The sequence below is a fragment of the Georgenia sp. AZ-5 genome, assembly GCF_043952095.1.
In the GTDB taxonomy this organism is placed as follows: domain Bacteria; phylum Actinomycetota; class Actinomycetes; order Actinomycetales; family Actinomycetaceae; genus Georgenia.
Map to the genome: position 1 here is coordinate 2620325 of NZ_JBINOU010000001.1, position 25514 is coordinate 2645838.

The 25514-nt window shown below is 72.3% G+C and carries 24 protein-coding genes and 1 pseudogene; 10 read left to right on the plus strand and 15 right to left on the minus strand.

Features of this window, described 5'->3' with window-relative positions; all coding sequences use genetic code 11:
- Positions 1–3: 3 nt before the first annotated feature.
- Genes ACF0H8_RS12230 through ACF0H8_RS12255 form a run of 6 tightly spaced genes read right to left on the minus strand, consistent with a single transcriptional unit; the run spans position 4 to position 5728 of the window.
- On the minus strand, positions 4–1557 hold the full coding sequence (locus ACF0H8_RS12230; RefSeq protein WP_395289183.1) for a sugar ABC transporter ATP-binding protein: 1554 nt from the start codon (positions 1555–1557) through the stop codon (positions 4–6).
- A gap of 59 nt (positions 1558–1616) precedes the next feature.
- Complete coding sequence (locus ACF0H8_RS12235; RefSeq protein WP_395289184.1) at positions 1617–2642, minus strand: sugar ABC transporter substrate-binding protein; 1026 nt, start codon at positions 2640–2642, stop codon at positions 1617–1619.
- A 22-nt stretch (positions 2643–2664) separates the two neighbouring features.
- Positions 2665–2985 carry a NifU family protein gene (locus ACF0H8_RS12240; protein WP_395289185.1) on the minus strand — a complete coding sequence of 107 codons (321 nt, stop codon included), beginning with the start codon at positions 2983–2985 and terminating at the stop codon, positions 2665–2667.
- On the minus strand, positions 2982–3989 hold the full coding sequence (locus ACF0H8_RS12245; RefSeq protein ID WP_395289186.1) for an amidohydrolase family protein: 1008 nt from the start codon (positions 3987–3989) through the stop codon (positions 2982–2984). The genes ACF0H8_RS12240 and ACF0H8_RS12245 overlap by 4 nt, the downstream gene beginning before the upstream one ends.
- A 2-nt stretch (positions 3990–3991) precedes the next feature.
- Positions 3992–4984 carry an NAD-dependent epimerase/dehydratase family protein gene (locus ACF0H8_RS12250; protein ID WP_395289187.1) on the minus strand — a complete coding sequence of 331 codons (993 nt, stop codon included), beginning with the start codon at positions 4982–4984 and terminating at the stop codon, positions 3992–3994.
- Positions 4985–5020: 36 nt separating this feature from the next.
- Complete coding sequence (locus tag ACF0H8_RS12255) at positions 5021–5728, minus strand: IclR family transcriptional regulator (RefSeq protein WP_395289188.1); 708 nt, start codon at positions 5726–5728, stop codon at positions 5021–5023.
- 171 nt (positions 5729–5899) lie between these two features.
- On the opposite strand from ACF0H8_RS12255, the gene ACF0H8_RS12260 reads away from it, so the two are divergent.
- Entirely contained in the window at positions 5900–6742 is an 843-nt protein-coding gene (locus ACF0H8_RS12260) for a fumarylacetoacetate hydrolase family protein (RefSeq protein WP_395290881.1), read from the plus strand.
- A gap of 174 nt (positions 6743–6916) precedes the next feature.
- On the opposite strand, the gene ACF0H8_RS12265 is transcribed toward ACF0H8_RS12260, so the two are convergent.
- Positions 6917–7045, minus strand: coding sequence for a hypothetical protein (locus tag ACF0H8_RS12265; RefSeq protein WP_395289189.1), 129 nt, complete (start codon positions 7043–7045; stop codon positions 6917–6919).
- A 231-nt stretch (positions 7046–7276) separates the two neighbouring features.
- Between ACF0H8_RS12265 and ACF0H8_RS12270 the strand changes: the two genes are divergently transcribed.
- A complete protein-coding gene (locus ACF0H8_RS12270) occupies positions 7277–8143 on the plus strand; it encodes an alpha/beta fold hydrolase (RefSeq protein ID WP_395289190.1) in 867 nt (288 codons plus the stop codon).
- A 49-nt stretch (positions 8144–8192) separates the two neighbouring features.
- Here ACF0H8_RS12270 and ACF0H8_RS12275 read toward each other — a convergent pair.
- Positions 8193–9510 (minus strand): annotated as a pseudogene (locus ACF0H8_RS12275) (IS3 family transposase).
- Between the two features lie 122 nt (positions 9511–9632).
- On the minus strand, positions 9633–10391 hold the full coding sequence (locus ACF0H8_RS12280; RefSeq protein WP_395289191.1) for a hypothetical protein: 759 nt from the start codon (positions 10389–10391) through the stop codon (positions 9633–9635).
- 552 nt (positions 10392–10943) lie between these two features.
- Here ACF0H8_RS12280 and ACF0H8_RS12285 point away from each other — a divergent pair.
- Positions 10944–11351: a YciI family protein gene (locus ACF0H8_RS12285; protein WP_395289192.1), complete on the plus strand. Its 408-nt coding sequence runs from the start codon at positions 10944–10946 to the stop codon at positions 11349–11351.
- Between the two features lie 6 nt (positions 11352–11357).
- A complete protein-coding gene (locus ACF0H8_RS12290) occupies positions 11358–12503 on the plus strand; it encodes an RNA polymerase sigma factor (protein WP_395289193.1) in 1146 nt (381 codons plus the stop codon).
- Positions 12504–12751: 248 nt separating this feature from the next.
- On the opposite strand, the gene ACF0H8_RS12295 is transcribed toward ACF0H8_RS12290, so the two are convergent.
- From ACF0H8_RS12295 to ACF0H8_RS12310, 4 genes are all read right to left on the minus strand, one after another.
- The gene (locus ACF0H8_RS12295; RefSeq protein WP_395289194.1) at positions 12752–13153 is read right to left on the minus strand and encodes a DUF2695 domain-containing protein; all 402 of its coding nucleotides are present in this window, start codon (positions 13151–13153) and stop codon (positions 12752–12754) included.
- A gap of 192 nt (positions 13154–13345) precedes the next feature.
- Positions 13346–14248 (minus strand): ornithine carbamoyltransferase, encoded by a 903-nt coding sequence (locus ACF0H8_RS12300; protein WP_395289195.1) that lies wholly within the window; start codon positions 14246–14248, stop codon positions 13346–13348.
- Between the two features lie 46 nt (positions 14249–14294).
- A complete protein-coding gene (locus ACF0H8_RS12305; protein ID WP_395289196.1) occupies positions 14295–14765 on the minus strand; it encodes a hypothetical protein in 471 nt (156 codons plus the stop codon).
- Positions 14766–14794: 29 nt separating this feature from the next.
- Positions 14795–15148: a hypothetical protein gene (locus ACF0H8_RS12310; RefSeq protein WP_395289197.1), complete on the minus strand. Its 354-nt coding sequence runs from the start codon at positions 15146–15148 to the stop codon at positions 14795–14797.
- A 45-nt stretch (positions 15149–15193) separates the two neighbouring features.
- On the opposite strand from ACF0H8_RS12310, the gene ACF0H8_RS12315 reads away from it, so the two are divergent.
- Entirely contained in the window at positions 15194–16660 is a 1467-nt protein-coding gene (locus ACF0H8_RS12315; protein WP_395289198.1) for a leucyl aminopeptidase, read from the plus strand.
- 66 nt (positions 16661–16726) lie between these two features.
- On the opposite strand, the gene ACF0H8_RS12320 is transcribed toward ACF0H8_RS12315, so the two are convergent.
- On the minus strand, positions 16727–17047 hold the full coding sequence (locus ACF0H8_RS12320) for an oxidoreductase (RefSeq protein ID WP_395289199.1): 321 nt from the start codon (positions 17045–17047) through the stop codon (positions 16727–16729).
- A 230-nt stretch (positions 17048–17277) separates the two neighbouring features.
- Between ACF0H8_RS12320 and lpdA the strand changes: the two genes are divergently transcribed.
- Together lpdA and sucB are read left to right on the plus strand one after the other, a co-directional pair.
- Positions 17278–18657 carry a dihydrolipoyl dehydrogenase gene (lpdA, locus tag ACF0H8_RS12325; RefSeq protein WP_395289200.1) on the plus strand — a complete coding sequence of 460 codons (1380 nt, stop codon included), beginning with the start codon at positions 17278–17280 and terminating at the stop codon, positions 18655–18657.
- 24 nt (positions 18658–18681) lie between these two features.
- Positions 18682–20550, plus strand: coding sequence for a 2-oxoglutarate dehydrogenase, E2 component, dihydrolipoamide succinyltransferase (gene sucB, locus ACF0H8_RS12330; RefSeq protein ID WP_395289201.1), 1869 nt, complete (start codon positions 18682–18684; stop codon positions 20548–20550).
- A gap of 178 nt (positions 20551–20728) precedes the next feature.
- Here the strand turns inward: sucB and ACF0H8_RS12335 are convergent, their stop codons facing one another.
- The gene (locus ACF0H8_RS12335; protein ID WP_395289202.1) at positions 20729–22159 is read right to left on the minus strand and encodes a protein kinase; all 1431 of its coding nucleotides are present in this window, start codon (positions 22157–22159) and stop codon (positions 20729–20731) included.
- 217 nt (positions 22160–22376) lie between these two features.
- Between ACF0H8_RS12335 and lipB the strand changes: the two genes are divergently transcribed.
- The 3 genes from lipB (at position 22377) to ACF0H8_RS12350 (ending at position 25474) form a co-directional block, all read left to right on the plus strand.
- Positions 22377–23135 carry a lipoyl(octanoyl) transferase LipB gene (gene lipB, locus ACF0H8_RS12340; protein WP_395289203.1) on the plus strand — a complete coding sequence of 253 codons (759 nt, stop codon included), beginning with the start codon at positions 22377–22379 and terminating at the stop codon, positions 23133–23135.
- 109 nt (positions 23136–23244) lie between these two features.
- Positions 23245–24240 (plus strand): lipoyl synthase, encoded by a 996-nt coding sequence (gene lipA / locus ACF0H8_RS12345; protein WP_395289204.1) that lies wholly within the window; start codon positions 23245–23247, stop codon positions 24238–24240.
- Between the two features lies 1 nt (position 24241).
- Positions 24242–25474: an MFS transporter gene (locus tag ACF0H8_RS12350; protein ID WP_395289205.1), complete on the plus strand. Its 1233-nt coding sequence runs from the start codon at positions 24242–24244 to the stop codon at positions 25472–25474.
- Positions 25475–25514 lie beyond the last annotated feature (40 nt).

Sequence of the window (25514 nt, forward strand, 5' to 3'; positions counted from 1 at the left end):
TTCTCAGTCCTCGCTCTGGCCGTGCGCGTGGGCGTCGGGGATCTCCGAGGGGCTCAGCAGCATCGTCAGCTCCTCGTGGGTCTTGTTCCTCGGGTCCAGCTCGGCGGTCACGATGCCGTCACGCAGGACGAGGATGCGGTGAGCGAGCGCGAGCACCTCGCGGGTGTCGGAGGAGATGAGCACCACCCCCAGCCCGGCGGCGGCCTGCTCGACGATGATGCGGTAGATCTCCCGCTTGCTCCCGACGTCGACGCCGCGCGTCGGCTCGTCCAGGACGAGGACGCGCGGCCCGCACGTCAGTGCGCGGCCGATGACGAGCTTCTGCTGGTTTCCGCCGCTCAGCCGCGCGAGGTGCTGCCCCTCGTGGGCGTACTTGACGCCCAGGCTGCTGACGGTGGTTCGGAACAGGCCCTGGACCGCCCTGCTGCCCGGCAGCAGCAGCTGGACGCCGCCCTGGCGCACGCCCCTGTTGAGCAGGGAGACGACGCCGTTGCGGTAGACGGACAGGTCCGGGAAGACGGCCTGTGCCTTACGTTCCTCGGGCACGAGCACGAGCCCCTTGCGCACCCCCTCGCGGGGGCCCGCGGGCTCGTAGTCCTCCCCGTCGACGGCGACCACGCCCGCCGTGGCGTCGAGCCCGACGAGGGCCCGGGCGAGCTCGGTCTTGCCGGCGCCGAGCAGGCCGGTGATGCCGAGGATCTCCCCGCGTCGCACGGTCAGGGAGACGTCCTTCAGCCCCGATCCGCTGGCCATGTGATCCACCCTCAGGACGACGTCCGCGGGCTCGTGCTCCACGGGCGGGAACTGGTCCTCCAGGGACCGGTCGAGCATGGCCTGGATCATCGTCGGGATGGTGATCTCGGCACCGCGGAGCTCGGCTACCACCCGGCCGTTGCGCAGCACGGACACCGCGTCCGCGAGGTCCTGGACCTCCTGGAGGTGGTGAGAGACGTAGAGGATCGCGGTGCCTCGCGCGAGCAGGCGGCGCAGCAGTCGGAAGAGCTCGTCCCTCTCGTGCGGGGCGAGCGCGGCGGTGGGCTCGTCGAGGATGAGGACGCGTGCGTCCCGGCGCAGCGACCTGGCGATGAGCACCATCTGGGCGTGGCTGGGGCTGATGCCACGCACCGGGGCCGTGACGTCGATATCGGTGATGCCGATCTCGTGGAGGAGCTCGCCGGCGCGGCGCTCGTTGGCCCTCTCGTCCCGCACGCCCAGCGCCCGCCTGAGGGCATCGCGGTGGCGCAGCGGCTCGCCGAGCATGATGTTCTGCGCGACCGTAAGGTCCGGGACGAGCAGGAGCTCCTGGTGGATGACGGAAACCCCGGCGTCGCGGGCGTGCGTCTGCGACCAGTGCGTCACGGGTTCGTCGTCGACGACGATCCGTCCGGAGTCGGGCCGGATGAGCCCCGTCAGGACCTTGATCAGGGTGCTCTTGCCCGCGCCGTTCTCACCCACGAGCCCGGTGAGGGTGCCGCGCTGGAGGGCGAGATCGACGCGGTCCAGCACCTGGACGCCGGAGAAGCTCTTGGATATCTGCTCCGCGCGAATCAGCGTCATAGGGGTCTTCCGTTCATGTCATGCGGCGGCGAGGCGCTCACTGTCTGGGCGAGTACGAGTCATTCGCACTGCCCGGCGCTGGCTTCTTCGAGCCGGGAAACCAGCACGTCGTTGGCCTCCTGCTCGCCGTCCAGGATGGCCTGAGCCTCTTCGGGAGTCAGGACGGGCACTTCCGGCTCGATCGTGGGTGGCACCTCCCTGCCGGCGCTGTCGTCCACTGCAGCGTCGATGAGGCCGGAACCGAAAACGTCGAACGGCAGGACCGCCTCGAGCACGAAGTCGCCGTTGAGCAGTGACTCGAGGCCGACGCACGTGCCGTTCCAGCCGATGATGTCGATCTGCTCCTTGCCCGCCTCAGAGGCGGCCTGGAGGGCACCGAAGGCCATCTCGTCGTTGTTCGCGAAGATGACGTCGAGGTCGGGGTGGGCGTTGATCATGTCACCGGCAACGCGCAGGGCCTCGTCGCGGGCCCAGTTCGCGGGGCCCTCGGCCACGATCTGGACGCCGGATCCCTCGACCCCTGTCTTGAAGCCGTTCGTCCGGTTCTCCGCGCTGAGGTTGCCCGGTGTGCCGGTGATGATGGCGACCTGGGCGTCGGGGTACTGATCAGCGACCCGCGCGCCGATCTCCTGAGCGGCCTCCACCTCATTGCCGGAGATGAATGTCAGCGCCTTCCCTTCCTCGATGACGCCGGGGACTCCATCGATGAGGATGACGGTCTTGATGCCCTGGGCGTCGGCGTTGGTGACGACCGGGACGACGGCCTCGCCGTCCCACGGGTGCAGGCCGAGGTAGTCGACGCCCTGCGCGATCATCGCCTCGGCCTTCTCGATCTGTTCCTCGACGCCCTCGGACGTCTCGACTAGGAGCTCGACGCCGACCTCCTCGGCCCTCTCTTCCATCGCGTCGTTCATGACCTGGACGGCGGGGTTGGCGGCGCTGCCGCTGACGGCGCCGATCGTGATCTGGGGCGCCTCACCGCCTTGCTCACCGCCGGCCCCCGTTTCCTCAGCGCGGTTGCAGGCGGCCGCGATCATCGTGCACGCCGCGAGACCGACCGCAGCGCGTGCGAGTCCTGAACGCATGACGATTTCTCCTTGCCTGGATCTATGGACCGGATGTCGTGCTGTCGACGGGCCCCAGGGCCCGGTCCGCCCGTCGCACCGCGGCGGAGGAGACGCCGACACCGATGGCGGCGACGTCCGTGACCCCCGGAATGCGCAGGAGGCGCGGCCGTACGCCCGCGAGGAGCGTCATCGGCCGCAGGCGGCATGCGGTGCATGCCATGAGGAAGCGGATGGTGACCACGCCGTCGTGGAGGCTCACGAGCTCGCAGTCACCGCCGTGAAGGCGCAGGAGCGGGCGCACGCGCGCGTCCAGCACCTCGATCACGGCTCGCTCTGTGGTGCTCGCGGTCCCGGAGCTCATGCTTCGACCCGCTCGTTCCGCGGTGCGGAGTCGACGTCGACCCCGAGCAGGCGGGCGAAGTTGAGCCCGAAGATGTTGTGCCGGTCTTGCTCGGTCAGGTCAGGGTAGCCCCAGCCGTCCTGGAGCTCTTCGCTGATGGACATGCTGGCGAGGGCCTCCAGGTATGGCTGCGGCGGCCCGTAGAGGGCCGCCTCCGAACCCCACAGGAGTTTCTCGGAACCGCACTCCTGGAGGAGCTGGCCGAGCTGACGCTCGAACTTCTTCGGCGCCACGAGGTAGTTGCCGGCTGTCCCCGACAGCGCCAGGTAGACGTTGGGGAAGCGGCCGCCGATATTGATGCACTCGTCGACGTACGGCTCGGCGAGGTGGTGGATGACGATGTTCAGCTCGGGAAAGTCGTACGCGACCGCCTGGAGGTCGTTGGGCTTGAAGTCCTCCATGTAGATGGGGCCGAACGGGACGCCCTTGTGGAACTGGATGATGTCGATTCCGGCTCCGAGGATGGTCTCGTAGAGGGGATAGGCGAGCTCGCGGTCGTCGCAGCGCCAGCTCTTGCCGCCGGGGTGGGCGTTGTAGAACTTGAAGGAGCGCGCGCCCATCTCGGCCACCTGGCGCCGGATCTCGTCCTTGGCCTTGTCCACGCCGTGGTAGACCGGGTCGACGCCGCCGCAGAAGAGGACCTTGCCGGGGTAGGCGGCCGCGAACTGGTACTGCGCCTGGACGGGCGCGAAGCCGTCCTTGAACCAGTCGAAGATGGGCACGGCCTGCGCCATGACCATGTCCGTGTCGGACTGCTCGAAGATCATCTCGTGCATGTCCGCCGTCGTGAACTCGCGGACGTAGCCCTCGGGGTAGAGGTCGCGGTTCTCCGGCGCCCGCCAGGTGTCGCCGAGCGCGGTGATCGACGCACGGCCCAGCGGGGCGGCCTTGTTCTCCGCGAGGTTGTCGTCGGCGAGGTTGTAGACGTGGCAGACGGCGTCGAAGACGAAATACTGGTTGAGCATGGTCAGACTCCTCGTTGGCTCGCGTGGAGGGACATCGCTGTGATCTCCGCCGGGTAGGGCGTGGGGCGGGCCGGGCCCCCGGCGGCCCGGTACTGCGCGACGAAGCCGGAGAGCAGCGCCTCCAGGTGCAGCCGGGGGCGGAAGCCAGTGGCGCGCAGGCGGCTGTCGTCCAGCACGTAGGGCCGGTCCGCGAACGGGAAGACCATGTCCGTCCAGGAGAAGGGCGCGTTGCCGAGCCCTACCGCCTCGAGCGCGACGGGGACGATGGTCGGCGTCCGCGTGCCCATCGCCTCCGCGAGGAGGCGCACGAGCCCGATGAGGGAGGCGAACTGGGCGTTGCCGATGTTGTAGGCGCTTGGCGTGCCGTCCACCGGGGGCTCGACGTCGCAGAGGTGCAGGAGCGCACCGGCCACGTCGATCGGAGAGACGAGCTGGATGGGGGACCGGCCGCTGTCGGGGACGTAGATCGCCACCCCTGCGGCGATGCGGTCCGCGATGAACTGCAGGCGGTTCATGAAGTCGGGGTGCCCGACGATGTAGGGCGCCCGGAGCACCGTTATCGCCACCCCCTTGGTGTAGCTGGCGGCGATGCGCTCGTTGGTGAGCTTCTTCTCGCCGTAGGAGCCCCACAGCGGGTCCCCGCCGAGCGGCTGATCCTCGGTCCAGGGCAGGAGGTCACCGGGGGCGTAGACCGCAGCCGTGCTCATGAGCAGGTAGCGCTGCACTGTGGCGGCGAGTGCGGCCAAGGCCGCCTCGACGTGCTCGGGCTCGTAGGAGGACAGGTCGACGACGACGTCGGGCGCCCGCGCGGCGAGCTCTTCGAGGACCCGGGGGTCGCCCCGATCACCGGCGAGGTGCGAGGCGTTCGCCAATCCCGGCGGGGGCGGGGAGTGGCGGTTGACCACGGTGATCTGCCAGCCGCTTTGCGCCGCGGCGTGGAGCAACGGTGGCCCGATCATCCGGCCGCCGCCGAAGACGGCGAGGTGCCGTGACATTCCCCTGCTTCCTCCGGTGTCTCGGTGGGGCTCGTGCTAGAGGGCCTCGAACCTTCGAGTTGCCTCGAGGAGCTGGCTGACGGCGCGTTCTTCGTCAAAGCGCTGGCTCGGTGCTCCCATGGAGAGGGTGAGGAGCTCCTCGTCGTTGCCGGCGTCGATGGGAACGGCGGCGGCGGACAGGCCCGGTTGGAACTCGTCGCGCTGGACGGCGTAACCGCGCGTCCGGATGGTCTCCAGCTTCTCGGCGGGCGGCAGGACCACACCCTGGGCAGCCATCGCGTTGAGCTTCTCAGGCGAGGCGTACGCCAGCAGCACCTGGCCTGCGGCGGACTCGAGTGGCATTCGGGTGCCGACCTTGATGTCGGCGCGGACGAGCTGCTGGGACTCTATGCGTTGGACGATGAGGACGTCGTGTCGGTCGAGCACGGCGACGGCTACGGCCTCTCCGGTGCGGTAGGCCAGCTCCTCCAGCAGGGGCAGGAGGCGCTGCGCGAGCCCGGCCTGCTCGAGCGCGACCTTGCCGACGTGCACCGCGCGCAAAGAGAGGAAGTAGCGGGAGCCCTGCGTCTGCCGCGCCCAGCCCGCGTGCACCAGCGTCTGCAGCTGCTGGTGGAGCGTGCCGCGCCGCACGCCCATCCTCCGCGCGAGTTCGGAGACGGCGATCGGCTCGTCGCTCGCGGCGAGCGCGTCAAGCACCTCAAGGCAGCGGAGCGAGGACTGCAGGAGCCGCTTTGCTTCGGGCACTGTCCCGAAACCTCCAATTGCCGCACATGACAGACGGCGTCTGTCATGTGCGAACGTATCCGCGGCGATCCGGCGTGTCAACGGGTCGTCACGGATGTTGCTGAGTTGCAACCTCGTGGTTGCCGGCTAGGAGTACGGTCGTTCTCGCGACGGCGGGCAGGGGGTCGAGCCATGCAGATCATGAGGATCGGGCCATACGGCGAGGAGATCCCCGCGGTCCGCGACCGCGGCGGGATCGTCCACGACGCGCGGCCCGTCACGGCGGACATAGACGGGCCATTCCTCGCCGGCGACGGGGTACGGCGCCTGCGCGAGGCGTTGGATACGGATTCCCTGCCTAGGCTCGAGCCGGGGGAGCGGATCGGTGCCCCGATCGCCCGGCCGATGGCGGTGGTGTGTATCGGGCAGAACTACGCGGCCCATGCGGCGGAGTCGGGGAACGCACCCCCGAGCTCCCCGATCCTCTTCCTCAAGCACCCGAACACGGTCGTCGGGCCGTACGACGACATCGTCATCCCGAGGGGCGCGACAAAGGTCGACTGGGAGGTCGAGCTCGGTGTCGTCGTCGGTCGCGCGGCCGAATACGTCGACGGTCCCGAGGAAGCTCTCGCCTGCGTCGCCGGCTACGTCGTGAGCCACGACGTCTCAGAACGGGCCTTCCAGCTCGAGCGGTCAGGCGGGCAGTGGTCCAAGGGCAAGTGCGCGCCGACCTTCAACCCGGTTGGGCCGTGGTTGGTCCCGGCCGGCGAGTTGAGCCCTCAGGAACTGGAGTTGTGGTCGACGGTCAACGGCGAGCCCCGCCAGGCCTCGTCCACGGCGGACATGATCTTCTCGGCGGCGTACCTCATCCACCACATCTCTCAGTACATGCGTCTCGAGCCCGGTGACCTCGTCAACACGGGAACCCCACAGGGTGTCGCTCTTTCCGGCAGGTTCCCGTACCTGAAGGTTGGCGACGTGGTGGAGATGGGGATCGACGGACTGGGGTCTCAACGGTCGAACGTGGTGGGCTGACCCAGCACCTGGGCTGGCGCTTGTGGTTGGCGGGCGATGCACTGTACGGAGGCCGAAGGACGGCGCCTCGCCCGCAACCCGGTGACGTATACCGGTAAAGGCGACGTATTCAAGGGTGACGAGTTGCGTTCAAGGGTGACGAGTTGCGCTGAGCTCAGTGCGTCAGCACCCACTTCAGCACGGCCGCCAGGCGCCGAAGACCGCGAGGGCGATCCCGGCCAGGAACAGCCGCCGCGAGCTCTTCTCGCCCCGCAGGCGCGCGACCATCGAACCAAGGAGGGCCAGGCCGCTCCCGTGGGTCAACTGGCAGCGAGACGTTTTGGACGTGGGACGAGTAGGGGCATTCGAGTGGCGCTGGACGCCCCTCGGGGCGAATGCGCTGCGCGCAACTGCTCGCATCCTCATCGGAACATGTTGGCGTCGTGTCAGCGACAGCCCCGCGGTGGCTGCCGAACTAGCGCATTCCTAACCGTTGTAATTAGAAGTCAACGAATGTTGGCGATCGCGACATCCTCCACACCTACGCTGTGTGTCGTGCAGCCGCTGACGATCCACCGGTACGGCAGCTCCGGTGCCAGGCCTGTCGTGCTGGTGCACGGGCTGACCGAGTCGGGCACGACCTGGCCGGACCTGGTGCATCACTGGGGCCACCGGTGGGACGTCCACGCTCCCGATCTTCGTGGTCACGGGCACTCTCCGCGCTTCACCGAAGACGAGCTCGCCGCAGCGCCGGCCGTTCTGCTCGCCGACCTCGTCGCGCTTGTGGACGCGCTGCCCGAGCCGGTCGTGCTCGTCGGGCACTCGCTCGGAGGCCTCCTCGCGCTGCGCGCCGCGCTCGAGCGACCGCAACGGGTCTGGGCACTCGTCCTCGAGGACCCCGCCAAGCCGGCCGGGTCCGCACCCCACCCGGAGTTCGTCGCCGGGATCGAGGAGTTCCTGGACTCCATGGCCGACCCGGCCGAGCAAGTGGGGCGGATGCTGGGGGAGACCACGTGGAGCCGCGCCGAGGTCGAGGCGTGGGCAGCCTGCAAGCCGTTGGTCGACCGGGAGTACACCCGGCGAGGGCTGTTTCTCGGCGACGTCGGCTGGGAGGAGCTCTTCAACCGGCTGACGGCGCCGACCCTGCTGGTCGTGCCGCCGGGCTCGGACATGGCGCCCCGCCCGGAGGCGCTACACAACGACCTGGTCCGGGCGGCTATCGTCCCGGACTCCGGCCACTGCGTGCGGCGGGACCAGCCGGCCCGGTACCACCAGATCGTCGACGCCTTCCTCGCGGAGGCTGGGTACAGTTTGCGGGCTGAAGGGTGTTCCCATGGCCGCTCTCGTCTTCGCGGCGACTCATCGCCCTATACCGGTAAGGCGACGTATTCGAGGGTGGCAAGTACGCAGGCTTCCGGTTGAGCGTCCCGCTCCCGGTTTTTGAATCGCCCCGGGTTTGGTGGAGGCTCGGTTAGTTGGTTCCGGCCTCGATCAGGACGGGTTTCTCAGGGTAGTGCTGGGCGTGGCTGGTGGCCCAGAAGGTGGCCTCGTACTCGGCGGGTGGGACGTGCCCGATCTCGCCGTGGAGGCGCCGGTGGTTGTACCAGTCGATGTACTCGGCGACGGCGATCTCGACGTCGGTGATGGACTTCCACCCGCCCCGACGCATGACCGGGTTGCGTACGCACTCGGCCTTGAATAGCGAGTTGAACGCCTCGGCCATCGCGTTGTCGTAGGAGTCTCCCTTGCTGCCGACGGACGCGACGGCCTCGGCCTCGGCGAGCCGTTCGGTGTAGCGGACCGCTCGGTACTGCACGCCCCGGTCGGAGTGGTGGACCAGGCCGGTGACGTCCTGGCCGGCCCGCCGCCGTGCCCACAGGCCCATCTCGAGAGCGTCGAGGGCGAGGTCGGTGCGCAGGGAGGTGGACACCTGCCAGCCCACGATCATGCGGGAGAAGACGTCGAGGACGAACGCTGCGTAGACCCAGCCGGAGTAGGTGCGGATGTAGGTCAGGTCGGCCACCCACAGCCGGTTCGGCCCGTCGGCGGCGAACTGCCGCTTGACGAGGTCACCCGGTCGAGGCGTTTGCGCCCCCTCGGTGATGGTGGTCCTGCGGGTCTTCTCCCGGGCGATCCCCCGCAGGCCCTCGGCTCGCATGAGCCGCTCGACGGTGCACCGGGCCACCTGGTGGCCCTTGCGGCGCAGCTCGGCGTAGATCTTGCGGGCCCCGTAGACCCCGAGGTTGTCCGTGTGCACGCCTTGATCTCCTCACTCAACTCAGCGTCGCGGACCGCCCGTGCGGAGGGCTGACGGTTTCGGTGGGCGTAGTAGGTGCTCGGGGCGATCTGCACGCCGGCGTCCTTGAGCACGGCGCAGATCGGCTCGACCCCGAGCTTGCGACCCTCGAGGACCCGGTCGCGGTGGGTGTCGATGTAGTCGACCACCACCGCGGTCGGTACCTCGGTGGCTACTTGATCTTGCGGTCGAGCTCCGCGGCCGCGAAAAAAGCCGCGGAGGTCTTGAGGATCTCATTGGCCCGCCGCAGCTCGCGGACCTCCCGCTCCAGCTCGGCGATCCGCGTCGCGTCATCGCTCGTGGTCCCGGGCCGGACCCCGCCGTCGATCTCGGCCTGACGGACCCAGGTCCGCAACGCCTCGGGGTGGATTCCGAGCTGGTCCGCGATCCGCTTGATCGCGCCCTTGCTCGTCGCCGGGTCCTGCCGCGCGTCCATCGCCATCCGGGTAGCGCGGTCCCTCAACTCCTCGCTGTACTTCCGCGGTGCTGCCATGACTCTCATCCTTCCGTGGAATGAGAGCCTCCATCAGACCCGGGGCGATTCATTTCGTTCGGCCAGACCGGGCTGGCACTCCGGCAACAAAGCGGGTAAGAACCGGTTTCAGTGGTCCCGTTCTAGTCTGTGGTGGCGTTTCGTGCTTGGCGTGGGGTGAGCCTGATGACGCGCAGCCCGGGGACGTCGACGGTGCTGGGGTCGTGCATGCCCTCCACGACGACGGTGCTGTCAAGCTCTGGCAGCTCCGCGAGGACTTCGAGATGGGTCAGGTGGCCGGCCATCCCGAGAGTGAGCCCGGCGAGCTTTCTGCAGCCGCGCAGCGGGGTGAGGTCGACCCGGGGCGGGTGCTCCGGGACGCGGGTGAGATCCACGTGGAGGCCCCAGAGGTGGGGCAGCTGGTCGATGCCGTGCAGGCCGGTGATGGGCAGGCCGATGAGCTGGAGGTACTCCAGGCGCTCCGGCGGGTGTTCCCAGCCGAAGCTGATCGGGCCCGCGTTGCGCTTGGCCTGGATCTTCGCCTGCTTCAGGTTGGTGCACCCGTCGAGGATGCGCAGGTCCGGGTGGTCGAATCCGGCCAGGGCCACACTCACGAGGTGGGGACAGGCGTCGAGCCCGCCGTCGAGACCGGCCACCGGCGAGATGGTCAGGCCACGGACGTTGGGAAGCTGGTCGGTGGAGATTACCTGCGAGGACCGCCCGATCCGCTGGAAGGACTCCAGCCGAGGAAGCACCTCTGGCGGGATGGGCGGCACCCGTTCGTAGTTCAGCTCCACGGCCTTGAGCCCGTCCAGGTCCGCCAACCAGTCCAGGTCACCGCGCTTCAGACCCGCCAGGGCCGGACCAGTCAGGATCACCCCCTCGACGCCTCTGTACCGCATCCGGGCCACATCCTCAGGCGTGACCCGGCACTCGTACGAGACAGCGAACAGATACGTCTTGTCGTCTCGTGGGTAACGAGCGAAGCCCACGCCTAGCCCTGGCGCTCTTCCCGGTTGCACCATCTGGTGATTGTCACGTGTTCAGCACCCCCGAGCGGGCCTAACCAGCCGCCGACCTGCGGCGACCCTCCGATCGACCGACGGGAGTTCTCGCACCTGCTGCAACTCCCGTGGTCGATCCGATAATGTGCATTATGTCAGAACCCGGGCCCGGACCCTGACTCGGCGTCGCCCCCGACGAAGACGGCCGCACACGTCGACCCTCCCCCGCGCGACGGGCAGTTCGGCGAGCACGGTGCCGCCTGTCATCAGTGGCGGCGGCTGGGACGACTGGTCCCCGGTGGCGCTCGCCCAGCGTCGCACCCCCTGGAGCTGACGTGATCGGGGCGGGCCGAGAAGAAGGCCGCGGTGGGATGTCGAGAAGACCCGTCCGGCTCCGTCCCTGAAGCGAACGCGGCCACAATGGGCCGTACCGCACAAGGAGCGAACACGATGGCCAAGTACCTGCTGCTCAAGCACTACCGCGGCGCGCCGGCACCGGTCAACGACGTGCCGATGGACCAGTGGTCGCCGGAGGAGATCTCGGCTCACATGCAGTACATGCGCGACTTCGCCGCTCGGCTCGAGGGCACCGGCGAGTTCGTGGACGGGCAGGCGCTCTCCCCCGAGGGGACGTTCGTCCGCTACGACGGCGAAGGCCGGCCGCCGGTCACCGACGGCCCGTTCGCGGAGACCAAGGACCTGATCGCCGGCTGGATGGTGATCGACGTCGAGAGCTACGAGCGCGCGCTCGAGCTCGCCGGCGAGCTGTCCGCGGCTCCGGGCGCCGGGGGGAAGCCGATCCACGAGTGGCTCGAGGTGCGCCCGTTCCTTGCCGCGCCTCCGACCGTCACGGAGTGACGCCCGGTGGACGAGGCCCTGCTGCGGACCCTCACGCCCGCCGTGATCGGGATCCTCGTCCGCCGCGGAGCCGACTTCGCCGCGGCCGAGGACGCCGTGCAGGACAGCCTGGTTGAAGCCGTGCGGGTGTGGCCCGACTCCACGCCGCGGGATCCCAAGGGCTGGCTGGTCGCCGTGGCCTGGCGCAAGTTCCTCGACGCCGCCCGCGCCGACGCCTCCCGGCGCCGGCGCGAGGCGCGCGTCGAGGCCGAGCCCGTGCCCGGCCCCGGCGAGGCCGTGGACGACACGCTCCAGCTCTACTTCCTGTGCGCCCACCCGTCCCTGACACCGGCCTCGGCCGTCGCGCTGACGCTCCGCGCCGTCGGCGGCCTCACCACGCGACAGATCGCCCAGGCCTACCTCGTGCCGGAGGCGACCATGGCCCAGCGCATCAGCCGGGCCAAGCGGACCGTCTCGGGCGTCCGGTTGGACCAGCCCGGCGACGTCGCCACGGTGCTGCGGGTCCTGTACCTCGTCTTCAACGAGGGGTATTCCGGCGACGTCGACCTGGCCGCCGAGGCCATCCGGCTGTCTCGCCAGCTGGCGGCGCAGATCGAGCATGAGGAGGTGGCGGGACTGCTGGCCCTCATGCTGCTCCACCACGCGCGGCGCCCCGCGCGGACCCGCCCCGACGGCAGCCTCGTGCCCCTCGCCGAGCAGGACCGCAGCCTGTGGGACACCCGGCTGATCACCGAGGGCGTCGACGTGCTGCAGAAGGCCCTCGCCCGCGGCCGCCTGGGCGAGTTCCAGGCCCACGCCGCCGTCGCCGCCCTCCACGCCGACGCACAGACGGCGGAGGACACCGACTGGGTCCAGATCGTCGGGTGGTACGACGAGCTGGTGCGGCTCACGGACAGCCCGGTGGTCCGCCTCAACCGGGCCGTCGCGGTCGGCGAGGCCGACGGCCCGCGGGCCGGCCTGGCGGCCCTGGCGGGGCTCCCCCCGTCCCTGCCCCGCCACGCCGCCGTCGCGGCGTACCTGCACGAGCGTGACGGTGACCCGGTGACCGCGGCACGGCTCTACGCCGAAGCCGCACGGTTGGCGCCCAACCTCCCCGAGCGCGATCACCTGACGCGACAGGCCGCGCGGCTCAACGCGGCACTGCGCAGCTGAGCGCCGCTTCATGGGTCTCGCACAGGCGGGACCGGGGGCGAGGACCAGCCGTCCTCCCAGTGACTCGCGCCCTCTCTACCGAGCAAAAGCTGCCCGCCGGGAGCCGATCCCCCAGTCCCCTCTCCGCTCTTCGTCCCCTCCGGCGCGAGCTCACCATGGTTCGACCGGGACGCGACGCCCGGGCCATCGGCTCGCACGAACGGCGCCGTCCTCGCACCGACAGTGCCCGGCCCGAACCCGCGGCCGTCTCAGTACGCCCGCGGACCGGTGGATTGCCGTGGCGCCCACAGCGAACACGACTGCGTGCAGCCGGCGCGCACCCCGCGACAGCCCGTGACGGTCTCCGGCCAGCACTCCTCGCCCGTCACCGGGTCCATGACCGTGGACACCGTCACGTCCCACCCGTTGCTGAAGACCTCGCAGTCGCAGAACACGCCCACGCGCCCGAGCCGCCGCTCCAGCGCGTACGCCTGCGGCGCCCGCAGCCTCCGCCACCGCCGCACCCACCGCAGGGTGTGGTCGCAGCCGAGCTCCACCAGCATGCGGTTGGTGAAGCACATGAGGCACTCCCCGCGCCGCGGCGCGGTGATGAGCTCCGCCAGGCCGGCGAGCTCCTCCTCCAGCGCCTGCACGCCCTCGTCGACGCTCACGTCGCCCTCCCCCGGTCGCCGCGTCCGCCCGTTCGAACGCGTGTACGGAAAGGATGCCGGTGGCCACCCACATTGCCGCCCGACCGCCGGGTCCGGACGCCGCTGGCCGGCTGCCTGCACGCCGTCCTCGAGGCCCCGCGTCCCGCGCCACGGCCGACGTGACTCTGCCGGCGTGGCCTCCGCCGCCTCGGATCAGCCGTTCAGCGCCCGCTCCACGATCGCCGCGTGCGTCGGCGCCAGGTTCCGCTTGGCCGCCAGCGTCACCGAGCGCGGGTCGGCGAAGGCCTCCGCCGTGACCTCGTCGCCGCGGCGCACCGGCATGGCGTGCATCAGCAGCACGCCCTCTCCCGCGGCGTCGAGCACCTCCTGGGTGATCTGGTACGGCTCGAAGGTGGTGCGGCGCCGGCCCGGCTTCCGGGCGGCCTTGGGCCAGGCGTCGGTGTAGATGACGTCGGCTCCGTCCAGCGCGGCGGCCAGGTCGTGGGTGACCGTCACGCTCCCCCGCTGCCGGCGGGCGCTGAGGGAGTCGAGGAAGTCTTCGTCGAGGCCGTGCCCGGGCGGGCAGACCTGCCGCACCTCGAGCTCGAAACCCACCGTGAGCTCGCACCAGGACCGCAGCACGTTGGTCGCCTCGCCCACGAACGTCAGCACCACGTCGTCGATCGGGCCGCGCCGCTCGAGGACGCTGAACGCCTCGGAGAACACCTCCACCGGGTGCCCGGCGTCGGACATCGCGTTGATCACCGGCACGTCGCACGCCTCGGCGAACGCGGCGAGCCCCTCGTGGTTCGCGGCGCGCACCACCACCGCGTCCACCGCCCCGGAGAGGATCGCGGCGACGTCCTCCACCGGCTCTCGGTCGTCGAGCGGCACGGGCAGGTCCACCCGGTGGGCCCCGACGGCGTCGATCGCGGTGTCGTAGGCCAGGCGGCTGCGCAGCGCCGGCCCGTCGAAGACGGTGGCGACGCGCCGGTCGGCGAAGCGGGCACGCCGGCGGGAGCGCTGGTCCTTCCAGCCCGCGGCGGCGAGCCAGAGCCGCTCGATCTCCGGACGGCTCAGGTCGAGCAGCGTCAGCAGGCTGCGGTCGTGCGGCACCGTGCCAACCTATCGCAGGACCGGCGGGGCGCCTGACGGCGTCCCGTCAGGCCCGGTCTGCGCGGGCGGCGACGCGCGCGGGGCCGGACTGCCACAGCCAGGCGATGCCCAGCACCGGCAGGACCGCGGGGACGTAGCCGTAGCCCGCGCCGAACCGCGACCACACCGTGTCGTCAGGGAACAGCTCGGGCCGAAGCACGCTGAGCGCGCCGACGACGAGCACGCCGACGAGCTCGAACGCCACGGTGGCCCAGGCCACCCGGCGCATGCGGCGGCCGTTGTGGGCCAGCGCCACGGTCGCCAGCAGGTACACGGCGGCCGCCACCGCCGAGAGGGAGTAGGCCAGCGGTGCCTCGGAGGCCTTCTGGAGCAGCTGCACCGTCGAGCGGCCCGTGGCGGCGACGGCGAGGATCCCGTAGACGAGGATCAGCACGCGCCCCAGCCCGTAGGCCGGCCGCCGGGTGTCGGTCGTCGGCGTGGTCGGGACGCCGCCCACCGCCTGTTCCGGGGTGGTCATACCCTCGCCATCCTTCTCCGGGTCGTTCCTCACGCGTTCCACACCTGCCACACGCGCGCCTGCATGGCGAGGATCGCGACGCACGCCACGAGCAGCACCACCGAGCTCCACCGGGTCCGGTCCGCGAACGCCCACGCGCCCGCGACGGGCAGCAGGAACAGGGCGGTGATGACGTATCCCCAGAAGGTCCACGGCTCGGCGAGGACGTGCCCGCGGGCGAGCCCGACGAGCGCGACCACGATCTGCGCGGCCAGCGCCGCCTCGACCACGCCGCCGAGGATCAGCTGCTTGAGGACGACAGCACGGTCGCGCAGCGTGAACCACAGCGCCCACAGGCCCAGCACGGCAACGATGGCCGCCGCCAGCGAGACGGTGAAGAGCACCCCGGGAGATTACCGCCCACAGGCCCCCGGGCTAGCATCGAGCCCGTGACCGACCTGAAGGTGAGCACCAAGGACCCTGCCCGCACCGACGCCGACGCCATCGTGATCGGGGTGGCGGCCGGCGACGACGGCCCGCGCCTGCTGGCGTCCGCTCAGCTGCCGAAGAAGACGGTCGCCTCCCTGGCCGCGATCCTGCCGGCGCTCGGCGTCAGCGGGAAGGCCGACGAGGTCGTCCGCGTGCCCGCCGGGGAGGAGCTGGCCGCCACGGTGATCGTGCTCACCGGCGTGGGCCCGGAGGTCACCGCGGAGTCGCTGCGGCGCGCCGCAGGCGCCGCCGTGCGCAGCCTGGCCGGCACCGCCGACGCCGTCCTGGCGCTGCCCGCCGACGACGCCGACCAGGTCGGCGCCGTGGCCGAGGGGGCGCTCATGGGCGCCTACCGCTTCGACCACTACAAGACCACCGACCCCGCCCCGGTGGCCCGCCTCGAGCTCGCCACTCCCCTGGCCCGGACCAAGGAGGCCAGGGCCGCGCTGGCACGGGCGCAGGCCGTGGGCGACGGCGTGCGGGGCGTGCGCGACCTGGTCAACGCCTCGCCGCGGCACCTCTACCCCGCGTCCTTCGCGGACGAGGCCCGGGCCGCGGTGAGGGGCACCAAGGTCAAGATCACCGTGCTGGACGAGACCGAGCTCGCCGCGCAGGGCTTCGGCGGGATCCTCGCCGTCGGGCAGGGTTCGGCCCGGCCGCCGCGCCTGGTCAAGGTCGCCTACGCCCCCGCCCGCGCCAAGGCGCACTACGCGCTGGTGGGCAAGGGCATCACCTTCGACTCGGGCGGCCTGTCGCTCAAGCCCGCCAAGAGCATGGAGACGATGAAGGACGACATGGCCGGCGCGGCCACGGTCCTGCACACCGTGCTGGCCGCCGCGGCGCTCGAGCTGCCGGTCCGGGTCACGGGCTGGCTGGCCCTCGCGGAGAACATGCCCGGCGGCGCCGCGCAGCGGCCCTCCGACGTCATCACCATGCGCGACGGCACGACGGTCGAGGTGCTCAACACCGACGCCGAGGGCCGGCTGGTGCTCGGCGACGCGCTCGTCGCCGCCTGCGAGGAGAAGCCCGACGCGGTGCTCGACATCGCCACGCTCACCGGCGCGCAGGTCGTCGCGCTGGGCAGCCGGGTCGGCGCGGTCATGGGCACGGACGCGGTGCGCGGCGAGGTCCTCTCCGCCGCCGAGCAGGTCGGCGAGCAGTTCTGGCCGATGCCGCTGCCCGCCGAGCTCCGCGAGTCGCTGAAGTCCCCGGTGGCCGACATCGCCAACATGGGCGACCGCTTCGGCGGCATGCTCGTGGCCGGTCTCTTCCTCAAGGAGTTCGTCGGCGCCGCCCCGTGGGCGCACCTCGACATCGCCGGCCCGGCGTACAACGAGTCCGCCGCGTACGGCTACACGCCCAAGGGCGGCACCGGCATGGGGCTGCGCACCCTCCTCGGGGTGCTCGAGCAGGCGGCCCGCCGCTGACGGTGCTACCTCACTGACGGCTGACGGCGGCACCTCGGTGCCGCCGTCCTCTGCGCCTCCATCGCCTCAGCGGCGCCCGCGGTTGGCCGAGCTCCAGCGCCGCATGCTGGAGGGATACCCGGTGAGGTGGACGTCGTAGATCGGGATGCCCAGCTCCTGCGCCAGCGCCCGGCCGGCCGCGGCGTCCGGGACGCGGCGGCGCGTCCACTCCCCCGTGCGGGCGACGAGCACCACGGTCTGCGGGTCGTGCGCCGTGGCCGGCTCCAGGAAGGCCTCGACGCCCGCCCGGGTGCTCACGAAGTCGCGGAAGTGTGCCCTGGTGCGCTCGCGCGCGTCTTTCGCCCTGGCACGGTCGGGCCTGGCCGGCCGGCGGGAGAACAGGCGCATGGCACCCGAAGATATGCCCGGTTCCTGGGCGTCCGCTGGGAGCTCAGCCCGCCGCGCCCGGCCACGGGGCGGCGGAGAGACGGGAACTGCAGCAGCATGTGGCCTGCGGGTTTTGTGACCGCCTCGGCGTGGAACGGTTCGTCGCCAACCCTGAGAGGGTGAAACAATGACCGCGGCATTCGGCCCGACCGGGGCCAGCCTGGCTGTTCGAAGCGCTCGAGGAGAGGTACGTGGCTGATACGCAGGAGTACGACATTGTCATCCTTGGCGCAGGTAGTGGGGGTTATGCGGCCGCACTGCGCGGCGCGCAGCTGGGGCTGAAGGTCGCCCTCATCGAGGCCGACAAGCTCGGCGGCACCTGCCTGCACCGTGGATGCATCCCGACCAAGGCCCTGCTGCACTCCGCGGAGGTCGTCGACACCATCCGCGAGTCGAAGACCTTCGGGGTGCAGAGCACCCTCGACGGCATCGACATGTCGGGCGTGAACAGCTTCAAGGACGGCATCATCGGCCGCCTGTACAAGGGCCTGCAGGGTCTGGTCTCCTCCCGCAAGGTCGACCTCATCAACGGCTGGGGCAAGCTCGTCGCCCCGGACACCGTCGAGGTCGACGGCACCCTCTACAAGGGCAAGAACGTCGTCCTCGCCTCCGGCTCCTACTCCAAGACCATCCCGGGCCTGGAGATCGGTGGCCGGGTCATGACCTCGGAGCAGGCGCTCGAGCTGGACTTCGTGCCCAAGACGGCCATCGTCCTCGGCGGCGGCGTCATCGGCGTCGAGTTCGCGTCGGTGTGGAACTCCTTCGGTGCCGACGTCACCATCATCGAGGGCCTGCCCCACCTCGTCCCCAACGAGGACGAGGCGCTGTCGAAGGGGCTCGAGCGCGCCTTCCGCAAGCGCAAGATCGCCTTCCACACCAAGACGATGTTCTCCGGCGTCACCCAGAACGACGACGGCGTCGTCGTCACCACCCAGGACGGCAAGACACTCGAGGCCGAGGTCCTCCTCGTCGCCGTCGGCCGCGGCCCGGCCACCGCGAACCTCGGCTACGAGGAGAACGGCATCCCGATGGAGCGCGGCTTCGTGCTCACCAACGAGCGTCTCCACACCGGCGTGGGCAACGTCTACGCCGTCGGCGACATCGTCCCCGGCCTGCAGCTCGCGCACCGCGGCTTCGCCCAGGGGATCTTCGTCGCCGAGGAGATCGCGGGCCTGAACCCCGTCCCGATCGTCGAGTCCGGCATTCCGCGCGTGACCTACTGCGAGCCCCAGGTCGGCTCGGTCGGCCTCACCGAGGCCCAGGCCAAGGAGCGGCTCGGCGCCGACGCGGTCGAGACCGTCGAGTACAACCTCGCCGGGAACGGCAAGAGCCAGATCCTCACCACCCAGGGCTTCGTCAAGCTGGTGCGCGAGAAGGACGGCCCGATCGTGGGCGTCCACATGCTCGGCGCGCGCGTCGGCGAGCTGATCGGCGAGGGGCAGCTCATGGTGAACTGGGAGGCCTACCCCGAGGACGTGGCCAGCCTCGTCCACGCCCATCCCACGCAGGACGAGGCCATGGGCGAGGCCGCCCTCGCCCTCGCCGGCAAGCCGCTGCACGCTCACAACTGACCCGATCGAAGGAGACCCCAGGACATGTCTGAGTCCGTGAAGATGCCCGCGCTGGGCGAGTCCGTCACCGAGGGCACCGTCACGCGGTGGCTCAAGGCTGTGGGCGAGTCGGTCGAGGTCGACGAGCCGCTGGTGGAGGTGTCGACCGACAAGGTCGACACCGAGGTGCCCTCGCCGGTGGCCGGCGTCGTCGAGAAGATCCTCGTCGAGGAGGACGAGACGGTCGAGGTCGGCGCCGAGCTGGCGATCATCGGCGACGGCACGGGCGGCGGCGAGCCCGCCGGCGACGCCGCCCCCGCCACGACCGGCGAGCCGGACACCGCCCCCACCACCGCCACCGAGGCTCCCGCCGCCGAGGCCGTCGAGCAGGCGCAGCCCACCGCCGAGGCGACCCCCGAGGAGGCCAAGGCCGAGGCGACCGCAGCGGCGCCCGCCCAGGGCGGCGCCCCCGCCGGCGAGCCCGTGAAGATGCCCGCCCTGGGCGAGTCCGTCACCGAAGGCACCGTCACCCGCTGGCTCAAGGCTGAGGGCGAGACCGTCGAGGTCGACGAGCCGCTCCTGGAGGTCTCCACCGACAAGGTCGACACCGAGGTGCCCTCGCCGGTCGCCGGGACGGTCATCAAGATCCTCGTCCAGGAGGACGAGACCGTCGAGGTCGGCGCCGAGCTGGCCATCGTCGGCGAGGCGGGTGCGGCCGCCCCGGCCGCCGCCGCCCCCGCCGCCGAGGAGGCGCCGCAGGCGGCTCCCGCCGAGGCGCCGCAGGCCGAGGCCGCCCCCGCCGCCGAGGAGGCGCCGCAGGCGGCTCCCGCCGAGGCGCCGCAGGCCGAGGCCGCCCCCGCCGCCGAGGAGGCGCCGGCCCCGCAGGCCGCCGCCGCCCCGCCGGCTGAGGCCCCGCAGGCGGAGGCCGCCCCGGCTCCCGCCCCCGCCGAGGAGGCGGCTCCCCAGGCCGCTGCCGCGGCCGGCACGCCGTACATCACCCCGCTGGTGCGCAAGCTCGCGGCCGAGAAGGGCGTGGACCTGTCCACGCTGACCGGCACGGGCGTGGGCGGCCGTATCCGCAAGCAGGACGTCGAGGCCGCCGCCGAGAAGGCCGCGGCGGAGAAGGCCGCCGCGGCACCCGCCGCCGCCCCGGCCGCCGCACCGGCCGCCAAGCCCGCGGCCATCGAGGTCTCGCCGCTGCGCGGCACGACCGAGAAGATGTCCCGGCTGCGGAAGATCATCGCCAAGCGCATGGTCGAGTCGCTCCAGACCTCGGCGCAGCTCACCACCGTGGTCGAGGTGGACGTCACCAGGATCGCCGCGCTGCGCGCCCGTGCTAAGAACGCCTTCCAGGCGGCGGAGGGCACGAAGCTGACCTTCCTGCCGTTCTTCGTCAAGGCCGCCACCGAGGCGCTCAAGGCGCACCCCAAGGTCAACGCGACCATCGAGGGTGACCAGGTGGTCTACCACGGCGCCGAGCACATCGGCATCGCTGTCGACACCCCGCGCGGGCTGCTGGTGCCGGTGATCAAGGACGCCGGCGACCTCAACGTCGGTGGCATCGCCAAGAAGATCAACGACCTCGCCGCGCGCACCCGCGACAACAAGGTCACGCCCGATGAGCTCTCCGGCTCCACCTTCACCATCACCAACACCGGCTCGGGCGGCGCGCTGTTCGACACGCCGATCATCAACCAGCCCGAGGTGGCCATCCTCGGCGTCGGGACGATCGTCAAGCGGCCGGCGGTCGTGAAGGACGCCGACGGCAACGAGACCATCGGCATCCGGTCCATGGTGTACCTGGCCCTGAGCTACGACCACCGCCTGGTCGACGGCGCCGACGCGGCCCGCTACCTCATGACGGTCAAGGCGCGCCTGGAGGAGGGCGCGTTCGAGTCCGAGGTCGGCCTGTGAAACCGGCCTGACGGCCCGACCGGCGTTCGCGGGGCCCCGCACCCTCGTGGTCCGGGGCCCCGCCGCATCCACGGGCGGCGGGCACGCCGAAGGCGGGGCGAGATCGGCTGAAGAGGTGATCCGAGCGCCGGGTCCAGCGGCAGGGCTCTCGGCGCTCCGCGTCCAGGGGCTCCACGTCTCAGGGCCCCGGGCACGGGAGCGCGCCGGCCACCCGCCACGGCGGCCCCCCGAGCTCCAGGCGGGCGCACCGCGCCGGCTGCTCGGGGACCGCACCCGTCCCTCGCCCCGCCGGTCCCCCCGCGCCTCCCGTGCCCACGCCGTCCGGGGCCACCGGCGCGAGCTCGTAGGCGCGCTGCCGGGTCACCACCTCGACGACGACGGGCTCGCCGGCGAGGACCCTGGCGGACAGGAGCTCGGTGCGCAGGCCCGCGGGGCGGGTGCCGGTGGAGCGCAGCCGGTCGAGGAGCGCCGCGTCCTCGCGGGCGGCGGGCGAGCCGGGCACCGTCAGCCGCTCGAGCGCCTCGCCGTCCAGTTCCTCGAGCGCGGCGTCCCTGGCGGCGAGGAGGTTCGCGACGCCTGCCTCCGGCCGTCCCGCCGCCCCGGCCCCCGCCGGCCCTCCCGGGCCGGCGCTCCCCCGCGGCGGGGTGTCACGCACGTCCGCGGCCGATGTCGGCCGGCCCGCCGGCATGCCCTCCGCGCTGCCGGTCGACGCGGGGCCGCCGGCGCTGGCCGCGCCCGCGATGACGAGCAGCCCCAGGGTGCCGAGGGCGACCGCGCGCCGCCCTCCCCCGCGCCCGTGGCGGCCCCTCGGACGGGTGCGTCCGGCTCGGAGGGTGAGGTCGTGCCGCGCGCCCGCCCGCAGCTGCGCCTGGGCGAGGTCCGCCGCGCCGGGCAGGGCCACCGGGACCCTCGGCACGGCGAGCGCGCGCGTGGCGAGGTCGCGCGCGGCCGGACGGCGCGACGGGTCAGCCTCCAGCGCCGGCCCCAGCAGGCGCGCCAACGCGGGCTCCTCACCGCCCGCCCAGAGCAGCAGGCGGGCCAGGGCCCAGACGTCCCCGTGTGCGCCGGCCGGCCCGCCCCGCTGCCGCTCCGGGGGCACGAAGCCAGCCGTCCCGCTCTCGTGCGTCACCTCACCCGCGAGGTCGGTCAGCACGGGGACGCCGCCCGGGCAGACGAGCACGTTGCGCGGCGAGACGTCCCCGTGCACGATGCCCCGTTCGTGCAGGTGGCCCAGCGCGCTGCCCAGCGCCATCAACAGCGTGGCCACCTCACCGGGCGCCAGCGCGCCCCGCGCGGCCCGCACCGTCGCCAGGGTCGGCCCGGCCAGGGGCTCGCTCACCAGGGCACATCGGTCGGGCGTCAGCGCGACCAGGTCGAGCACCTGCGGCAGGTGGGGGTGGGCCGTGGCACGGAGCCGGCCCAGCCGCCGGAGCTGCGCCGCGCCTCGCTCCCCCGGCGGCAGGCGCAGCAGCGCGACGACGGCCGGCCGGCCGGCCCGGTCGCGGGCGGCCCACACGGCGCCGGAGGCACCGAAGCCCACCGGTGCGTCGAGCCGGTAGCCGGGCACGGCCGGCACGGCGGACTCCTGGTACCGCGGTGTCCTGCGCATGCCGGGAGCCAAGCACCGCCCGTCCGGCGGCGGCGCGTGCCCTCCACAGACCGGCACCGCGCGGTGACCTGTGGACGGACGCCCGGCGCGGGCCCGTGGTGGAGGGTCGGTCCCGGGGCACGCGGCGCGCCCACGGCCAACGGCATGCCGGGGCACCGCGGGGCCGGACGCCGGACCGACCGACGGGCCGGCCCGCGCGGAGGCATAACATCAGCGCGTGCGATTCGAACGCGTGGGGCTGGGTCAGGAGCACGTCGACTACGAGTGGGCGTGGGACCTCCAGCGGCAGGTCCATGCGGAGGTCGTGGCCGGCGAGCGCGAGGGCACGGTGCTCCTGCTCGAGCACTCCAGCGTCTACACCGCCGGTAAGCGCACCGCCGCGCGCGACCGCCCCACCGACGGGACGCCCGTCATCGACGTCGACCGCGGCGGGCGCATCACGTGGCACGGGCCGGGGCAGCTCATCGCCTACCCCATCGTCCGGCTGCGCGAGCCCGTCGACGTCGTCGCGTACGTGCGCGCCCTGGAGCAGGCAGTGATCGACCTCGCCGCCCAGCTCGGGGTGGCGACCCTGCGGGTGCCCGGCAGGTCCGGGGTGTGGGTCGCCGCCGACCAGCGCGGGCGCGACCGCAAGCTGTGCGCCATCGGCGTGCGCGTGGCCAAGGGGGTGACCATGCACGGCATCGCCATCAACGCCTGCCCCGACCTGACGGCGTACGACCGGATCGTGCCCTGCGGCATCGACGACGCCGACGTGACGTCCCTCACCGCGGAGACCGGCAGGACCGTCTCCGTGGCCGACATCGTCGACGGCGCCGAGCGCCAGCTCGCGCGCCACCTCGCCGCCCTGACGGTCCCGGGCGACGGGAGCGGCACCAGCACGCCGGCCGCTGTGGAGGGGGCCGCCGTGGAGGCGCCCGCCCCCGAGGGGCCCGCCGCGGCGCGCCCGGCCGAGGCGCTCCTCCCCCGGGCGTAGCCCGGTGCTCGCGACCCGCCGTCCGGTCGCCCCTGCGCACGGTGCGCGCCGCGACGTAGGATCCCAGGAGCCGCGCGCGCGGAACCAGAGAGGGACGAGGTAACCGACCGTGACGATCGCACCTGAAGGCCGCCGGATGCTCCGCGTCGAGGCGCGCAACGCCGAGACGCCCATCGAGCGCAAGCCCTCGTGGATCAAGACGAAGGCCGTCATGGGCCCCGAGTACCGCGACCTCAAGCAGCTCGTCCACGGCAACGGTCTGCACACGGTGTGCGAGGAGGCCGGCTGCCCCAACATCTTCGAGTGCTGGGAGGACCGCGAGGCCACGTTCCTCATCGGCGGCTCCCAGTGCACCCGCCGCTGCGACTTCTGCCAGATCGACACCGGCAAGCCCTCGGCCCTGGACCGGATGGAGCCGCTCAAGGTGGCCAGGTCCGTGCAGAAGATGGGCCTGCGCTACTCGACCATCACCGGCGTCGCGCGCGACGACCTCGAGGACGGCGGTGCCTGGCTCTACGCCGAGACGGTGCGCCAGATCCACGCCCTCAACCCCGGCACCGGCGTCGAGCTGCTCATCCCCGACTTCGACGCCAAGCCCGGCCAGCTCGCCGAGGTCTTCTCCTCGCGGCCGGAGGTGCTCGCCCACAACGTCGAGACCGTGCCGCGGATCTTCCGCCGCATCCGGCCGGGCTTCCGGTACCAGCGTTCCCTCGGCGTGCTCACCTCCGCGCACGAGGACGGCCTCGTCACCAAGTCCAACCTCATGCTGGGCATGGGAGAGACCTTCGAGGAGGTCGTCGACGCCCTGCAGCTGCTGCACGACGCCGGCACGGACCTCATCACGATCAACCAGTACCTGCGCCCGTCCGTGCGCCACCACCCCGTCGACCGGTGGGTGAAGCCCGAGGAGTTCGTCGAGCTGGCGGAGATCGCCGAGGAGATCGGCTTCCTCGGCGTCATGGCGGGCCCCATGGTCCGCTCCAGCTACCGCGCGGGCCGGCTGTGGGGCCAGGCGATGGTGAAGAAGGGCCGTGAGGTGCCCGCGCACCTCGCCCACCTGACCGAGCCGACGACCTCCCGGCAGGAAGCCGCGGCGCTCGTCTGACGTGCGGCGGCTGCGGTCCCTCCGCCAGTACGGCACCCTCCCGCGGCTGCTCGGCTGGTCCTTCCTCGTCGTCGGCTTCGTCAGCCGCCTGCCCACGTCGATGGTCATCATCGGCGTGCTCACGCTCGTGGCCGCCGCCACCGGGTCCGTGGGCGCCGCCGGCGCGGCGTCCGCGTCGCTCGCCCTCGCCACGGCGGCGTCCGGTCCGCTGATCGGCCGGTGGACCGACAAGGCCGGCCAGCGGCTGCCCCTCCTGGTCCTCGCCCCCATCAACGCCGCCGCCCTCGTGGCGCTGGTCGCCGCGGCGCGGGCCCAGGCACCCCTGCCGGCGCTGTGCCTGCTCTGCGTGCTCGTCGGGGCCACCACCGTGCCCGTCGGCTCCCTCGCCCGCGTGCGGTGGCTCGCGCGCAGCACCGGGCCGCGGCAGACCGGCGCCGCCCTGAGCTACGAGTCGATGGCCGACGAGCTCGTCTTCGTGCTCGGCCCCGCGCTCGTCGGCGTGGCGGCCTCGGCCGCGTCCCCCGCGCTGCCCGTCCTGCTCGCGGCGCTGCTCGTGGCCGCCTTCGTCCCCGCCTTCGCGCTGCACCCCACCGCTGCGCGGGACTCGCGCGTTTCGGGCGGCCACGGCCGGGTCCGTGGCCCCCGGCTGGCCACCGTCCTGCGGGCCGTCGCGGCGCCGGTCGCCGGCATGGCGTGCGTGGGCATGTTCTTCGGCGCGAGCCAGACGGCGGTGACCGCGTACGCGGCCGACGTCGGCGAGCCGAGCCGGGCCGGACTCGTCTACGCCCTCATGGGCACGGGCTCGGCGGTCGCGGCGATCGCCGTCATCGCCCTGCCCGAGGCGGTGGGCACCCGCCTGCGGCTGCTCCTCTCCGGGGCCGGCATGGCCGCCCTCGCCGCCGCCCTGACTGCCGCGGCCACGCTCGGCTCCGTGGCGCTGCTGGTGCTCGCGGTCGGGTTCTTCGTAGGCCCCGCCATGGTCACGCTGTTCACCGTCGCCGGCCGCCTCGCCCCCACGGGGGCGACCGCCGCGGCGATGACCGCGCTGGGCTCGGCCAACGTCGTCGGCGTGGCCGCCGCCGCCGCCCTGGCGGGCGCGCTGTCCGACGCGTACGGGCCGGCCGCGGGGTTCACGGTCGCCGCCGCGGCGGGCGCGGCCCTCGCCGTCCTCGCGCTGGCCCTGCGCGTGCCCGCCCGCCACCCGCGCGCCGCCGGCCCCGCACCGGCCTCCTAGCTCGCGGCCGAGCGGCTCCCCGGGCCCGGTATTCTTGGGC